The sequence below is a fragment of the Streptomyces sp. NPDC094448 genome, from assembly GCF_044763775.1.
Classification (GTDB): Bacteria; Actinomycetota; Actinomycetes; order Streptomycetales; family Streptomycetaceae; genus Streptomyces.
The window spans coordinates 212,596-228,186 of the sequence record NZ_JBIWGU010000002.1; the positions used below are offsets into that span (position 1 = coordinate 212,596).

The 15,591-nt window shown below is 71.5% G+C and carries 10 protein-coding genes and 1 tRNA gene; 3 read left to right on the plus strand and 8 right to left on the minus strand.

The features are described from left to right. Window positions 1-39: 39 nt before the first annotated feature. The 7 genes from rho to ACIQ9E_RS04460 form a co-directional block, all read right to left on the minus strand. On the minus strand, window positions 40-2,049 hold the full coding sequence (gene rho, locus ACIQ9E_RS04430) for a transcription termination factor Rho (RefSeq protein WP_403701801.1): 2,010 nt from the start codon (window positions 2,047-2,049) through the stop codon (window positions 40-42). A gap of 526 nt (window positions 2,050-2,575) precedes the next feature. Next, complete coding sequence (gene thrB, locus ACIQ9E_RS04435) at window positions 2,576-3,583, minus strand: homoserine kinase (protein WP_403701803.1); 1,008 nt, start codon at window positions 3,581-3,583, stop codon at window positions 2,576-2,578. A 453-nt stretch (window positions 3,584-4,036) separates the two neighbouring features. After that, a complete protein-coding gene (gene thrC, locus ACIQ9E_RS04440) occupies window positions 4,037-5,095 on the minus strand; it encodes a threonine synthase (RefSeq protein ID WP_403701806.1) in 1,059 nt (352 codons plus the stop codon). A gap of 6 nt (window positions 5,096-5,101) precedes the next feature. Further along, on the minus strand, window positions 5,102-6,391 hold the full coding sequence (locus ACIQ9E_RS04445) for a homoserine dehydrogenase (RefSeq protein ID WP_403702892.1): 1,290 nt from the start codon (window positions 6,389-6,391) through the stop codon (window positions 5,102-5,104). 98 nt (window positions 6,392-6,489) lie between these two features. Then, window positions 6,490-7,881, minus strand: a complete 1,392-nt coding sequence (gene lysA / locus ACIQ9E_RS04450) for a diaminopimelate decarboxylase (RefSeq protein ID WP_403701809.1) — start codon at window positions 7,879-7,881, stop codon at window positions 6,490-6,492. A gap of 13 nt (window positions 7,882-7,894) precedes the next feature. Next, entirely contained in the window at window positions 7,895-8,812 is a 918-nt protein-coding gene (gene nrtL, locus ACIQ9E_RS04455; protein ID WP_403701812.1) for an ArgS-related anticodon-binding protein NrtL, read from the minus strand. Window positions 8,813-8,916: 104 nt separating this feature from the next. Further along, window positions 8,917-9,507: a PleD family two-component system response regulator gene (locus tag ACIQ9E_RS04460; RefSeq protein WP_403701815.1), complete on the minus strand. Its 591-nt coding sequence runs from the start codon at window positions 9,505-9,507 to the stop codon at window positions 8,917-8,919. A 138-nt stretch (window positions 9,508-9,645) separates the two neighbouring features. Between ACIQ9E_RS04460 and ACIQ9E_RS04465 the strand changes: the two genes are divergently transcribed. Continuing rightward, window positions 9,646-9,717: transfer RNA gene (locus ACIQ9E_RS04465), tRNA-Arg, on the plus strand. 312 nt (window positions 9,718-10,029) lie between these two features. Then, window positions 10,030-12,036, plus strand: coding sequence for an N-6 DNA methylase (locus tag ACIQ9E_RS04470; protein WP_403701818.1), 2,007 nt, complete (start codon window positions 10,030-10,032; stop codon window positions 12,034-12,036). 22 nt (window positions 12,037-12,058) lie between these two features. Here ACIQ9E_RS04470 and ACIQ9E_RS04475 read toward each other — a convergent pair whose 3' ends face one another. Beyond that, entirely contained in the window at window positions 12,059-13,576 is a 1,518-nt protein-coding gene (locus tag ACIQ9E_RS04475) for a serine/threonine protein kinase (protein ID WP_403701821.1), read from the minus strand. A 215-nt stretch (window positions 13,577-13,791) separates the two neighbouring features. On the opposite strand from ACIQ9E_RS04475, the gene ACIQ9E_RS04480 reads away from it, so the two are divergent. Beyond that, the gene (locus ACIQ9E_RS04480) at window positions 13,792-15,588 is read left to right on the plus strand and encodes a PD-(D/E)XK nuclease family protein (RefSeq protein WP_403701824.1); all 1,797 of its coding nucleotides are present in this window, start codon (window positions 13,792-13,794) and stop codon (window positions 15,586-15,588) included. Window positions 15,589-15,591: the final 3 nt, after the last annotated feature.

A 15,591-nucleotide genomic window follows, 5' to 3' on the forward strand; every position in this document is an offset into this window, starting at 1 on the left:
GGCGGGGCCCACGGCGGACCGGACAAACCGGCGGAACCGTCAGTCGTTGTTGGACGACGACGGCGTCGTCTTCTGGATCTGGAGCAGGAACTCGGCGTTCGACTTCGTCTGCTTCATCTTGTCCAGCAGGAGTTCGATCGCCTGCTGCTGGTCGAGCGCGTGCAGCACCCGGCGCAGCTTCCAGACGATGGCCAGCTCCTCGCTGCCGAGCAGGATCTCCTCCTTGCGGGTGCTGGACGCGTCCACGTCCACCGCCGGGAAGATGCGCTTGTCGGAGAGCTTCCGGTCGAGCTTCAGCTCCATATTGCCGGTGCCCTTGAACTCCTCGAAGATCACCTCGTCCATCCGGGAGCCGGTGTCGACCAGCGCGGTGGCCAGGATGGTCAGCGAGCCGCCGTCCTCGATATTGCGCGCGGCACCGAAGAAGCGCTTCGGCGGGTAGAGCGCGGTCGAGTCGACACCACCGGACAGGATGCGGCCGGAGGCGGGCGCGGCCAGGTTGTAGGCGCGGCCCAGACGGGTGATGGAGTCCAGCAGGACGACCACGTCGTGGCCCAGCTCCACCAGTCGCTTGGCGCGCTCGATGGCGAGTTCGGCGACGGTGGTGTGGTCCTCGGCGGGACGGTCGAAGGTCGAGGAGATGACCTCGCCCTTGACCGACCGCTGCATGTCGGTGACCTCTTCGGGACGCTCGTCGACGAGGACGACCATCAGATGGCACTCGGGGCTGTTGACCGTGATGGCGTTGGCGATCGCCTGGAGGATCATGGTCTTGCCGGTCTTCGGCGGGGCCACGATCAGACCGCGCTGGCCCTTGCCGATCGGCGACACCAGGTCGATGATCCGGGTCGTCAGCACACCCGGGTCGGTCTCCAGCCGGAGCCGGTCCTGGGGGTAGAGCGGGGTCAGCTTGGTGAACTCCGGCCGTCCGCGCCCCGATTCGGGGGCCATGCCGTTGACGGAGTCCAGCCGGACCAGCGCGTTGAACTTCTCGCGGCGCTCGCCGTCCTTGGGCTGCCGGACCGCGCCCGTGACGTGGTCGCCCTTGCGCAGGCCGTTCTTGCGGACCTGGGCCAGGGAGACGTACACGTCGTTCGGGCCGGGCAGATAGCCCGAGGTGCGGATGAAGGCGTAGTTGTCGAGGATGTCGAGGATGCCCGCGACGGGGATCAGCACATCGTCGTCGGAGACCTGCGGCTCGCCCGCGAAGTCCTCACGGCCGCGGCGGCCACGGCGGTCGCGGTAGCGGCCCCGGCGGCCCCGGCGGCTGCCGTCGTCGTCGAAGTCGTCCTGCGGGCCGGTGCTCTGCTGCTGCTGGCGCTGGCCGCCCTGCTGCCGGCTCTGGCCGCCCTGCTGCTGCTCGTCGCTCTTGCCGCGGCCGCGCTGACGGTCGCGGCGGTCACCGCGCTGACCGCGCTCGCCGCGGTCCTTGCGGCCGTCGCCGTCCTGCCCGGCCGCACCGGCGGAGCCGTCCTGCGATTCGGCACGGTCGGTACGGGAGACCTCCTTGGCCTCCTTGACCGCGACGCCGCCCTCGGCCTGGACCTCGGGGCTGCCCGCCTGCGCGGTGGCACGGCGGCGGCGGCGCTCGACGACCGGCTGGTCGTCGCTGACCGGCTGTCCCGGAATGTCGATCTGCTGCTGGGCGACGGCCTTCTCGGCCTTGGCAGCGGCGGGCGCGGCCTTCTCCTCGGCGGCCGGGGCGGCCTCGGCGGAGGCGTCGCTCGTGCGCGCCTTCGAGGTGGCGCGGCGCTTCGGCTTGGCCTCGGCGCTCTTGGCCGCCGGCTCGGCGGCCTTCTTGGCCGCGGCTCCGCCGCCGGCCTGCGCCTCCTTGATGACCTCGATCAACTGGCTTTTGCGCATCCGCGCGGTGCCCCTGATCCCGAGGCCGGACGCGACCTGCTGCAACTCGGCCAGAACCATGCCCTCAAGGCCGGTGCCGGAGCGGCGGCGCCGGGAGGTGGTGCCGGAGGCAGCACCTGCGGCGGGCGCGGAAGTGTCGACGCTGGTGTCGGCAGTCACGCCCATCAGATCGGTGGTGTCGCTCACGAAGGGTCCTTCCCTGGAGCGGACGTCGGCCATCTGGCTCGGCGACCGGTTGTGCTGTCCGAACGCGGTCGCGATGCGACCGTGTCGGGGCGGTGGTCCCCGCCGGTTCTGAATACGGCGGAGAAGCAGGTACTTGCGATCCGGCCCGAGGTCCCCCTGCTCGGCCACTTCTCGGCGGAGCGGGAGGTGTCGTGCCGGTTCCGGAGCGTGCTCGATACTGCTCAGGCAGGCTGCTCAGGCAGTCGGGGAGGCTCCCGGAAGAATTGGCGGTCCCGATGCGGGACACGAAGCTCCGAGCCGTGAAGGCTTTCGGTGCTGACTTGAGGTTAACACTACCGGCTCCAACAAACATTCCCCCTCTCCGTCACCGGCAATCTCGTGTCTCCGGGAATCACCGCGTGGCTGCCCCCGGGCGCGCGCCCGGACATTTCCCGCGGCATTTCCCGGGGGGGTTTCCCGGAAATGCCCCGCCGCGCGCTCGCCGCGGCGCCCGGCCCGTTCCCGGGCGGGCCCCCGCCGTGGCGGCTCACCCGAGGGGCGCGTCACCGGGCTCCCGTACGCCGCCGACCCCGTACACCTGCCCGGATCCGTCCCGCGACGGATCACCGGCGGTCTCGGGGGCGACGAGCGGCAGCACACTCGCACCCGCGGTGTCGAAGGCCAGGCGGTTGGCCGCCCAGTCCTCGCCCGCGAGCTGTGCGACCTTGTCGGCCGCACTGTCCTCGGCCAGCGCGAGCACCGTGGGGCCCGCACCGGAGATGACTGCAGGGACGCCGTCGGCGCGCAGTCGGTTGACAAGGTCGACGCTCTGCGGCATCGCCGGGGCCCGGTACTCCTGGTGGAGCCGGTCCTCGGTGGCGGGCAGCAGCAGTTCGGGGCGCCTGGTCAGCGCCTCGACGAGCAGGGCGGCGCGGCCGGCGTTCGCGGCGGCGTCCACATGGGGGACGGAACGCGGCAGCAGTCCGCGCGCGGTCTCCGTGAGCACCGGCTTCCCCGGGACGAAAACCACCGGAACGACGGAATCTGCGGGATCCATCCTGATGGCCCGGGCGGCTCCGGACTCGGTCCAGGCAAGGGTGAAACCACCGAGCAGACAGGCGGCGACATTGTCCGGGTGACCCTCGATCTCGGTCGCCAGCTCCAGCAGGGCGGTGTCGTCGAGACGGGATTCGCCCCCTATGGTCACCGCGCGGGCGGCGACGATCCCGGCGCAGATGGCGGCGGAGGAGGAGCCGAGCCCGCGGCCGTGCGGAATCCGGTTGGCGCAGACGATTTCGAGGCCGCGCGGCTGACCGCCGAGCAGGTCGAAGGCCGTACGCAGGGAGCGTACGAGCAGATGGCTCTCGTCGCGGGGCAGCGTCGACGCGCCTTCACCCGCGATGTCGATGTGCAGACCGGAGTCCGCGACCCGGACGACGACATCGTCGTAGAGCCCCAGCGACAGCCCGAAGGCGTCGAAGCCCGGACCGAGATTGGCGCTGGTGGCGGGGGTGCGCACCCGGACGGCGGCGGCGCGGAACGCTGGACCGGCCATCGCTCGATGACTCTCCTTGGCTCTGCCCCTTGTTACGTAAGGGACGGGCGGTGACATTGATGTCAGTGGGATCGGTGGTGTCGGGTTCTGCTGATGGGGATCAGGCGGGGGGATTGCTGGGGGTAGGGCGGCATTCGCGATCGGGAGGGGTCAGCTCCCGGGGCCGCGAACGGCGGCCGCACCACCGCACCGGCCGGCATTCGGGGTGGGTGGGTTCGGTACAGCCTATCGAAGGAAGGTTCTGTGGCGACATAGGGCGCACAGGAGGCGCACGATGCGTGTCGCGAGCCGCCTGTGCCCCGGCCTCCGCGGCCGCCCGGCTTGGGATGCTTTCCACCGGGGTATTACGGCCCCGAGCCCACCCCCGGGCCTGCCGTACGGGCCTCCGGCCGCCGTACCGCGGACGCAGCGGCGTCCACGGATCGGGCGGCCGGAAACCCCCTGCTGCGTTCTCTAGGCGAGACCGAGCCTGGCGGCCGCGGTCGGCGCGTCGACCGGGACGGTGACGGGCTGCGGAGCGCCGGCCACGGCCCAGTCGGGGTCCTTCAGGCCGTTGCCGGTGACCGTGCAGACGATCCGCTGGCCGGGGTCGACCTTGCCCGCCTCGGCGGCCTTGAGCAGACCGGCCACGGACGCGGCGGACGCGGGCTCCACGAAGACGCCCTCCTGCGAGGCCAACAGGCGGTAGGCCCGCAGGATCTCACGGTCCGTCACCTCGTCGATGGCGCCACCGGACTCGTCACGGGCGGCCAGTGCCTGCTGCCAGGACGCCGGGTTGCCGATCCGGATGGCGGTGGCGATGGTCGAGGGGTCCTTGACGACCTCACCGCGGACGATCGGCGCGGAGCCGGACGCCTGGAAGCCCCACATCCGGGGGGTACGGGTGGCCGGGCCGTCGGCCGCGTACTCCCGGTACCCCTTCCAGTAGGCCGTGATGTTGCCCGCGTTGCCGACCGGCAGCACATGGATGTCGGGGGCGTCGCCGAGTGCGTCGACGATCTCGAAGGAGGCGGTCTTCTGGCCTTCGATCCGGTAGGGGTTGACCGAGTTGACCAGGGCCACCGGATAGTTCTCGGACAGATTCCTGGCCAGATCCAGGCAGTCGTCGAAGTTGCCGTCGACCTGGAGGATCTTCGAGCCGTAGACCAGCGCCTGGCCCATCTTGCCGAGCGCGATCTTCCCCTGGGGCACCAGGACCGCGCAGACCATCCCGGCCCGTACCGCGTAGGCGGCGGCCGAGGCGGAGGTGTTGCCGGTGGAGGCGCAGATGACGGCCTTGGCCCCCTCCTCCTTGGCGCGGGTGATGGCCATCGTCATCCCGCGGTCCTTGAAGGACCCGGTGGGGTTGGCGCCCTCGACCTTGAGGTGGACCTCGCAGCCGGTGCGCTCGGAGAGCACCTGCGCGGGTACGAGCGGCGTACCACCCTCACGGAGCGTGACGATCGGAGTGGTTTCGGTGACCGGGAGACGGTCCCGGTACTCCTCGATGATGCCGCGCCACTGGTGGGTCATTGCTGGTTACTCCCCTTCAACACGCATGATGCTGGCGACACCGCGCACGGTGTCGAGCTTGCGCAGCGCCTCGACGGTCCCCGAGAGGGCGGCGTCGGGCGCGCGGTGGGTGACGACGACGAGGGAGGCCTCTCCGTCCTTACCCTGCTGGCGGACGGTGTCGATCGACACCCCGTGCTCGGCGAAGACCGTCGCGACCTGGGCGAGGACGCCCGGCTTGTCGGCCACGTCGAGACTGATGTGGTACCGCGTCACGACCTCGCCCATGGGGCTCACGGGCAGCTGAGTGTACGCGGACTCCCCCGGGCCCGTGGCCCCGGCGAGCTTGTTGCGGCAGACGGCGACCAGATCGCCGAGGACCGCGGACGCGGTGGGCGCGCCGCCCGCGCCGGGGCCGTAGAACATCAGCTGCCCGGCGGCCTCGGATTCGACGAAGACCGCGTTGTACGCCTCGCGGACGGAGGCGAGGGGGTGGCTGAGCGGGATCATCGCGGGGTGGACCCGGGCGGTGACCGACCGGCCGTCGGCGGCCCGCTCGCAGATCGCCAGCAGCTTGACCGTGCAGCCCATGCGCTTGGCGGAGGCGATATCGGCGGCGGTGACCTCGGTGAGGCCCTCGCGGTGGACGTCGTCGAGGCGGACCCGGGTGTGGAAGGCGATGGAGGCGAGGATCGCGGCCTTGGCGGCGGCGTCGAAGCCCTCGACATCGGCGGTCGGGTCGGCCTCCGCGTAGCCGAGGGCGGTGGCCTCGTCCAGTGCCTCGGTGTACCCGGCGCCGGAGGTGTCCATCTTGTCGAGGATGAAGTTCGTGGTGCCGTTGACGATGCCGAGGACCCGGTTGACCTTGTCGCCCGCCAGCGATTCGCGCAGCGGCCGGATCAGCGGGATCGCCCCGGCGACGGCGGCCTCGAAGTAGAGGTCGCGGCCGTGCCGCTCGGCGGCGGCGTAGAGGGTGGCACCGTCCTCGGCCAGCAGCGCCTTATTGGCCGAGACCACCGAGGCGCCGTGTTCGAAGGCGGTGGTGATCAGGGTGCGGGCCGGCTCGATACCGCCGATGACCTCGATGGCGACGTCGATGTCGCCGCGTTTGACCAGGGCCGTGGCGTCGGTGGTGACCAGCGCCGGGTCGATGCCCTCGCGGACCTTGGAGGGCCGCCGCACGGCGACCCCCGCGAGTTCCACGGGGGCACCGATCCGGGCCGCGAGGTCGTCGGCGTGCGTCGTCATGATGCGCGCCACCTCTGAGCCGACCACTCCACAGCCCAGCAGCGCCACCTTCAGCGGACGCGTACGCATCATCCGACCTCGTTTCTCAACATTCAGGGATTGGTCCAGTCTCACTCACCGGACAGCATTTTCTATGCTCCGTCCGGCATCCGAGACATCTATCTCCACTAACCGACATCGAGACGCAGCAGATCTTCCTCCGTCTCGCGCCGGACGATCACTCGCGCCGCCCCCGCGGAGACCGCCACCACGGGCGGTCGCAGCGCATGGTTGTAGTTGCTGGCCATCGAACGGCAGTAGGCGCCGGTGGCGGGTACCGCGATCAGATCGCCGGGCGCCAGGTCGGCCGGGAGGAAGGCGTCCTTCACCACGATGTCACCACTCTCGCAGTGCTTGCCGACGACCCGGCTGAGCATCGGGGCCGCGTCGGAGGCACGGGAGACCAGCACGACGCTGTACTCGGCGTCGTACAGCGCGGTGCGGATGTTGTCCGACATACCGCCGTCGACGCTCACATAGGTACGCAGTCCTTCCAGCGGCTTGACGGTGCCGACCTCGTACAGCGTGAACGCCGTCGGGCCGACGATGGCCCGGCCGGGCTCGACCGAGATCCGGGGGCTGCGCAGTCCGGCGGCCTCGCACTCGCGGCCGACGATCTCATGGAGGGCCTTGGCGATGTGATGCGGTTCACGCGGGTGGTCGCCGGGGACGTACGCGATACCGAGCCCGCCGCCGAGGTCGATCTCGGGCAGTTCGACGCCGTGCTCGTCGCGGACCCGCTTGAGGAGCCCGACGACCCGGTGGGCGGCGACCTCGAAGCCGGAGGTGTCGAAGATCTGCGAACCGATGTGGGAGTGGATGCCGACCAGTTCCAGACCGTCGAGGGCGAGGGCCCTGCGGACCGCCTCGGCGGCCTGGTCACCGGCGAGCGGGATGCCGAACTTCTGGTCCTCGTGCGCGGTGGCGATGAACTCGTGGGTGTGGGCTTCGACCCCGACGGTGACCCGGATCAGGACCTTCTGCCGCCGGCCGAGCCGCTGGGCGGTGTGCGCGACCTTGACGATCTCCTGGAAGGAGTCGAGCACGATCCGCCCGACACCGGCCTCGACGGCCCGTTCGATCTCCTCGGCGGACTTGTTGTTGCCGTGGAAGGCGATGCGTTCGGCGGGCATGCCCGCGTCCAGTGCGGTACGCAGCTCACCGCCGGAGCAGACGTCGAGGTTGAGCCCCTCCTCGTACAGCCAGCGGACGACGGCGCGGCTGAGGAAGGCCTTCCCGGCATAGAAGACGTCGGCCCCGGGCCCGAAGGCCTCGGCCCAGGCGCGGCAGCGGGCCCGGAAGTCCTCCTCGTCGAGGAAGTACGCGGGGGTGCCGAACTCCTCGGCCAGCCGGGTCACCGGGATGCCGCCGACGGCGACGGTCCCGTCCGCCGCCCGGGTCACGGTCCGGGACCAGATCTTCCGGTCGAGGGCGTTGAGGTCGGCGGGCGGGGCGGCGTAGTGCCCCTCGGGCAGGACGTCGGCGTGGCGGGGCCCGGCGGGATGTGCGGAACGGCTCATGATCGGTTCTCTCTCACAGGTGTTCGGGTGCGCTGATGCCGAGCAGGGACAGGCCGCCGGAGAGCACCGCCCCGGCGGCTTCGGCGAGCACGAGCCGGGAGCGGTGGGCGGCCGAGGGTTTCTCCCCGCCGACGGGGAGGACCGTGTGCTGGAAACCGAGCAGCGCGTCGGCGGTCCCTTCGAGATGCCGGGCGATCCGGTCGGGTGCGCAGAGCCGGGCGGCGGAGTCGAGCGCCTCGGGCCAGTCCGCGAGCCACCGCTCCAGCTCCGTCTCCACGAACTGCCCGGTGTCCCCGGTGAACCCGAGCCGGGCGGCTTCCCGGGCCAGGGCCCGGGACCGGGAGTACGCGTACCGGACGGTGAAGAGGGGATTGCTCTCGTGCTGCCGCAGCAGCCGGGCATCGGGCCGGGCCCGGTCGCCCGCGGCGACGGCCAGGAACGCCCACCGCACCGCGTCGGTCCCCAGCTCCGCGCTCAGGTCCCGGCACTCGCGCACGGGTACGGCTGCGGGCCCGTACCCCCGTGCGTCGCGCAGCAGGCCGACGGTCTCGGCCCAGACGGTTCCGCGGTCCCCGCCGACCGGATTCCCGTGCCGGCGGGGCTGCCGGAGGGCCCGTACGACCACCGCCCGCTGCCGCTCCAGCGGATCCTCGTCGACGGTGATGTTGAGGAACCCGGCCCCGGTGATCTCCACCCCGCGGACCCCGGGCTCCGCCGCGATCCGCGCCCGCAGTTCCTCGGCCACCGCCCGCGTGGGCCGCCCGGAGGGTCCGGCCAGCCGCAGCGCGACACTGGTCGCCCAGTCCCCGCAGCCGCCGGGCCGGGGCCTCTCGATCCGTACGCTCTCGGGCACCTCCACCACGAGCGCACCGTCCGCCACCGCACGGCACACGGCGTGCCGGACGGTACGGGAGAGCTCGGCGGGGGTCACGGGACCAGCGTAGGGGAGGAGGCCCCCCGGAATGCGAACGGTTTCGCGATGCGGTCACACCTCGGCCGCGGGACGCCCCACGGGGCGGGCCGACGACCCACGGCTCAGCCGCGCGCGGTGCCGGGCTGCCCGACTCCATGGGCGGTACCGGGCCGACCGGTGCCGTGCGGGGTGCCGGGGAGTCCGGCCCCGTGCGGGGTGCCGGGGAGTCCGATCCCGTGCGCGGTGCCGGGCTGTCCGATCCCGTACCGCCCGTCGGGTGCCGGCGGTCCTTCCCGGACCACCAACCGCCGCACGAGTCTCACCAGATCGACCGGCTCGAAGGGTTTCGCCAGAAAGGCGTCCACCCCCGCCTCCATGCCGCTCTCGACCTCGTACTGCGTGCACGCACTGATGATCGCCACCGGCAGATGCCGCGTCGCGGGATCCTCGCGCAGCCGCGCGGCGGTCCGCAGCCCGTCCAGCCGCGGCATGACGACATCGAGCGTCACCACGTCGGGCCGCACCTCCTGCACGACCTCCAGGCACTCGGCACCATCGGCCGCGGTCACGACCTCGAAGCCCTCAAGCTCAAGGTTGACCCTGATCAACTGCCGGATGACCCGGTTGTCATCGACAACGAGCACCCGCCCGGACGCACCTGACACAACTTGAGAGTAGGTCCGCGGCCGGGGCTGCGTCCGGGTTTTCCCCACTTCCACCCCCTCCGGGCGACTCGGGTCCGCTCCCGCGGCCCGTCCGATCCGTCGAAATACCTGTTCACGGGCACCCTCGAAGAGCTGGTAGTGTTCTACCCGTCACGCCGACGGCAACAACACCGAGGCAGACAGTGCGCCCCCGTAGCTCAGGGGATAGAGCAACGGCCTCCGGAGCCGTGTGCGCAGGTTCGAATCCTGCCGGGGGCACTTTCGTCAAGAGATCCCGTTCGACGGATACGTCGAGCGGGATCTTTCTGTTGTGCCCGCCCTTCCCGCTTCGCCGTGTGCAACCGCCGACGGGCCGGGATCAGCCTGCCCAGCCAGGAACGCGGAAGAAGCCGGGCAAAGCGACCTGGATTCCGGCCCGAGGCGCCACGCCCGCAACACCGGCCGAACGCCCCGCATACGGAACCTGGCAGTGTGTGTACTGAGTCAATCAACAGTTCACGGGATCATGGTGCTCGGCTTCCGCAAGTTGTACGTTAGCGCGGTCCCACCTGCCAGGATCCGGAGCACGCCATGCCCCCCACCCCACCCGTCACCGTGGCACTCGCGGAGATCGCCCGGCTGGCCGGAGTGGGGCGGGCGGCAGTGAGCAACTGGCGGCGGCGGTACGGCACTTTCCCCGCGCCCGTCGGCGGAACGGACACCACGCCACAGTTCGATCTCGCGGAGGTCGAGTCCTGGCTCCGTGACAACGGGAAGCTGCGGCGCGAGGAGGACCTGCTCCGGTGGCTCTGGCCGCAGTTCGACGCTCTGGCCGGGCGGGCCGCGGCCGGTGAGGCCATTGCGGCGGTAGCCGAGGCGGCGGGGGCGACGGAAGCGGCGGGGAAGCTGGGAAGTGCCCAACTGGCGGCTGTCGACGAGGCGCTGAAGGTTGCCCGTAGCCGTGGGGTGGGAGCCACCTACGACTTTCTGCTGGAGCGCTGGTCCCGTACCCACGTACGGCAGATTTCCACGACGCCCTCCCCGCTCGCGGAACTGATGGTCACCTTGGCCGCGGTACTCGGCGACCGGCCCCGCGTGGTGCTGGATCCCGCCTGCGGGACAGGCGGGCTGCTGCTCGCGGCCGGGCATCGCTGGTCGCCGGAGCGGGCGCTGGAGCTGATGGGTTCGGACATCAGCCCGGTGCTGGCACGGTTGGCCAAGGGCCGGATCGCCACATCGGGTCTGCCGGGGAGCGTTCGTACCCGCATTGCCACGACCGACACCCTCCGTGACAACGCCTGGGCTGCCGAACCGGTTGACGTGGTGCTGTGCAACCCGCCGTACAACGCCCGGGACTGGGGCCACGGGGAACTCGCCACCGACGCCCGCTGGACCTTCGGTCTTCCGCCGCGTACGGAATCGGAGCTGGCCTGGGTGCAGCATGCGCTGGCCGGGCTGGCGGACGGCGGGGCGGCCGTCCTGCTGCTTCCTCCGGGGGTGGCGAAGAGACGGGCCGGCCGGAGGATCCGGGCCGGTCTGCTGCGCACCGGCGCGCTGCGGGCGGTGATCGCGCTCCCCGCGGGCTCCGCGCCGCCCCATGCCGTCGGGCTGCACCTGTGGCTCCTGCGGAAGCCCCTGGGCGGCGCCCCTCCGCCCAAGACCCTGCTGCTGGTCGATGCCGCCGAAGCCGAGGGGGGAACGGGCACGAAGGACGGGCGCGACCCGGTGGACTGGGATGCCTTGATGCACTCGCTGCCTGCTGTGGTACGAGCACACGAAGCAGACGGGAGCCGGGACGCGAGCCCGGTCCGGAGCGCCGCGGTTCCGGTTGTCGGCCTCCTGGACGAGCAGGTGGACCTCACCCCCGCACGTCACGTTCCGGCGGTCCGTGGCTCCGCGGCACGGCGCGCGCGGCGTTCGTGGGAGGAATTCTCCTCCGCGCTCTCCCGGCTCGGGGAGGTCTCGTCCGCTCTGGCCGCGCTGCGGGAACTGGAGGAGTCCGGTGTCCAGCCGCCGACCACGAGCATCGACGAACTGCTCCGTGCCGGAGCGGTGGAACTGCACGGTGGTCAGACCCTGCCCCGGGACGCGGTGCACCAGGGCCCGCGCCCCAGAGGGGCCGTACCCGTGCTCACGGTCCATGACCTGCTCCGTCACACGGAGCCCACGGGCTGGCTGGGGCCCCATCAGGTGACCGCCTTCGAGGAACACATCACGCTGACGGCGCCGCTCGACGTCGTCGTGGTGGGCGCCTCGCAGGTGTTCGACGCATGGGTCGAACAGAGCGCGCCGACGGCGCTCGTACCGCAGATACTGGCCCTGCGGTCCGATCCCGGACTCATCGATCCCTGGTTTCTCGCGGGCTGTCTGCGCTCTCCGGGCAACGCGCGCCAGGCCGGCTCCCACTCCACCCATGCCTCCCGGGTGGATGTGCGCAGACTCAGGGTCCCGCGGCTGCCCCTGGCCGAGCAGCGGCGCTACGGGGAGGCCTTCCGCCGCATCGTGGAGCTGGAGCGGATGCTCCGGCAGGCGACCGGGCTGGGCCGGGAGCTGACCGGGGCGCTGAGCGACGCCCTGGCGGAGGGCAGACTGCGTTAGGCGTCAGGGCCGCCCCGGGCGGCTAGGTCGTGGACAGCCCCGCGAGCAGTGCCCGGACCCGGTCGGCACGGAAGCCGAGGTGCAGGAACTCCTCCCCGAGGACCCGGCAGCGGCGCAGGGTGTCCTCGGGCGGCTCCGGCAGTTCCGCCGTTTCCGAGGTGACCGCCACCCATCCGTCGAAGGCCGGCGCCGGGTCCCGCGCCAGAGCCAGCAGACAGCTCGATGCCCCGGCTCGGGCGCTGAGGAACACCTCCCGGATGCCGGGCGCCGCGTGCTGGGCCAACTCGACGACGAGTTCGCGGTAGAGCCGGAGGGCGGTCTCCGTATCGGCCGAGGATTCGGCGCCCGCGAACCGTGCGTCGGCGCAGACGAGTTGGATACGTGCGGTGGCCTCCGCACGGATCCCCCAGGAGCGCAGGGCGTCCTTCCGTATCCGCTCCAGGGCCTCGCAGTGCGGCCCCGGGGCCGCGTGTCCGTCGCGCAGTTCGTTGCGGGCGGCTTCCAGTGCGGCCGCCGCGGCGGCCGGCTGGAGCCAGGAGGAGTCCCGGTGCGCGGGGCGGACCCGCCGGGGAGCGGCCGAACGGCCGCGGGGTGTCCGGGCCTCGGGCTCGGGCCTGCGGAACGGCCGGGTGGGGTCGTGGGTCATCCGGGGGCTCGGCTCCGGATCGCCGGTGGAGGGCAGAAAGGCGCGGTAGACGGCCAGGATCTTCGGGACACTGTCGAGCCGGTGGCGGATCGGTTTGATCAGCATCCGGTCGACGGTCTCCGCCAGCTCCGGTGGCAGACCGGGGGCGAACCAGGCGACCGGGGGTGCGGGCTTGTCCGATTCGTGCTGGCGCTCCAGATCCCGTTCCGAGTCCGGGTGGAAGGGCCATCGACCCGTGTGCAGTTCAAAGGCGACACAGCCGAGGGAGTAGATGTCGGAGGGAACACCGACGGCGCCTCCGTTGTGCTGCTCGGGCGAGGTGTATCCGGGGGTGCCCGGACTTCGGGTGCCGTAGGCGGTGTACCGCGTCACCGTGGGGTCCAGCGGCATGGCGATGCCGAAGTCGACGAGATGCACGACGCCTTCACGCGTGATCATCACGTTCTTGGGGTTGAGGTCGCGGTGGATGAACCCGCAACGGTGCGCGTAGTCGAGCGCCGCCGCCATCTGGACCACCAGGGAGGCGACCACCGACGTCTCGCACTGCCCGTAGTTCTCGATGAACTGATGCAGCGTCATGCCCTCGACCCAGCCCATCACCAGATAGGGCCGGCCGTCGTGGAACCCCTCGTCCAGCCAGGCGGGGATGGCGGGGTGCCGGATCTCCCGCAGGATGGCGCACTCACGACGGAATCGGGTCGCCAGGTCGCTCTCCAGCGCCTGACCGTCGGTGGTTTCGTGGAGCCGGACCAGCTCATTGCGCTCATGAAGGACTTTGACGGCCACCCAGGTGTCACGGTAGGTGTCCCACGCCTTCCACAGCATGGCCATGCCGCCCGAGAAGCTCTCTTCGAGCCGGTAGCGCCCGTTCAGCGTCAGATGCTCTTTTTTCACTGCGTGCTTCGCGCCTTCCCACTACCGCGGTCCGCGTTCCGTCCGCACCCGGGAACCCGTCACCGCGCGCACATCGGTCGCCTGTCCGCGTGGCCCACTACTGTACAGATCCCAACGCTACGAGGAACTACGTTCGTTGACTCTGTACACAAACGCATGGTTCCCTGATTCCGCACCGGACATCGTCGTCCCGGTTCCAGGAGGTTCGCCCGCCCATGTCCGACTGGCCTCGTCCACTGGCTGCTTCCGATGAACTCGGCCTGGTCCGCGCGGGCCTCCCGCTCTCCCGCGAGGATCCCGCCGACTGTCCGGCGCATCTGGCGGTGAAGGCCAGGCCCTGGCTGACGGCGGCGCGGCGGCTGCCCGCCTACGATCCGTTTCTGACGTTCACCCTCAAGCCCTTGATGACGGCCCTCGACCTGATCGAGTTCCACGGCAGTTCTCCGGCGGAGGCCATCGGTGAACTGCGCCGTACCCGGGGGCGGTTCGGACGGGGGCGCCCTGCGCACGACGGGCTGGTGGAGTGGACCGTCGAGGCCGTCGACCGCTTTCTGAGCCGTCGACGGATCCGGCTGGACGACCGTGGCCCCGGCGAGCCGCCCACCGAGCCGGTGGCGTACGAGTGGGTGGTCCGGGATGTGCCGCCCGCGCATGCCCGGCCCGATGCACGCGGTGCTCGTGTGTACGAGCGCACCGCGTGGGGACGACGCTACGCCTCCGCCGACGGAACCCGGCGGGAACTGTGGCTGCTCTCCTTCGGATCGGCGAAAAAGGGCCGGTCCGACGCCGAGGTGGCGGCCGCCGCTTCCGTGACCGCCTTCGGCCGGGCCTCCCGCCCCGGATACGACCGGGAGCGGCATCGTCCGGGGCCGTACACCGTGGTCGATCAGCACCGGTCCGACCCCGGACCGCAGCGGATCCGCGTCATCGACTTCGGCTGTGGCGACGGTACCGCGCGAACGATCGCGGACTGCACTCCCGCCGAAGCGGCGCGCGACTTCGCGCGGTACACGGAACCCGTCCTGACGAGGATGCTCGACGGATCCGAGCGACGGCCGGGCCGGTCCTGCGTCGAGTGCTCCGGGGCCGGGCGCTGTGGTGCACTGCCGCCGTCCACGGGCCACGGGGAGCCACCGGGTCTCATCGGGCTTCCGGCTCCGGTCCGCCCCCGGACCCGGCGCAGCCTGTCGGCCAGTGATCTGCGCGCCTATGCGGACTGTCCGGCGAAGTACCACCTGACCAGGGAACTCAAACTCCGCTCGGCCCGGCCGGAGAATCCCGCGATCGGACGGGGGCGCGCCGTCGACGCCGTACTCAACGCTCGGCACGGGATACGACGGCCGCGCGGCTGCCGCGGTCTGGTGGCGCCGGATGATTCCGCGTGGTCCGGGCTGCCGCCGGAGACCGCTCTCGCCGCGGCCGCGATGCTGGCACGCCATGCGGCCCTTTGCCCTCTCGACCGGCTGGCCCCGGAGGAGGAGGTTCGGGTCCAGGCGCAGGTCACCGCCTACGACCCGGTACTCGACCTGGTGCTCATCGCCCAACCCGATCTGCTGCACACCCGGCGCGGCGGGTGGGTCTGGCGGGAGACGAAGACCGTGGGCGGCCGCCCCTACGAGGGAAGTTCGGTGCTGGAGCGCCACCCACAGCTCGCGCTGGCCGTCCTGCTCATGCGTACAGGCGAGTTGGCCGACGGGGATCGCCGCCGGTCCCGCATCGAACTGGAGCTACTTGGCTCCGCATTCGCTCGCCGTCTGGAAATCGACCCCTGGCAACCCTCGGTGCACGCTTCCGCGCGAGACATCGTCCGCAGGGCGGCCGGCCCCTGGCTGGAGGAGACGGAGTACCGGGCGGTGCCGGGCCGGGCGTGCCGGGACTGCGAGGCGCTGGACTGGTGCCGGGCGGGACGGGAGCATTCGGCGGCGGATCCACGGCAGCCCGGCGGTATCCCGGTGCCGCCGCCGGGGGCAGCTTCCGCCGCACGCGGGACAGCGCGCCCGGCCTCGGAATAGGTG

Coding starts and splice junctions, on each gene's coding strand:
- thrB (WP_403701803.1), bottom strand. CDS start 3,583: ATGGCCGGTCCAGCGTTCCGCGCCGCCGCCGTCCGGGTGCGCACCCCC.
- thrC (WP_403701806.1), bottom strand. CDS start 5,095: ATGACCCACCAGTGGCGCGGCATCATCGAGGAGTACCGGGACCGTCTC.
- ACIQ9E_RS04445 (WP_403702892.1), bottom strand. CDS start 6,391: ATGCGTACGCGTCCGCTGAAGGTGGCGCTGCTGGGCTGTGGAGTGGTC.
- lysA (WP_403701809.1), bottom strand. CDS start 7,881: ATGAGCCGTTCCGCACATCCCGCCGGGCCCCGCCACGCCGACGTCCTG.
- ACIQ9E_RS04470 (WP_403701818.1), top strand. CDS start 10,030: ATGCCCCCCACCCCACCCGTCACCGTGGCACTCGCGGAGATCGCCCGG.
- ACIQ9E_RS04480 (WP_403701824.1), top strand. CDS start 13,792: ATGTCCGACTGGCCTCGTCCACTGGCTGCTTCCGATGAACTCGGCCTG.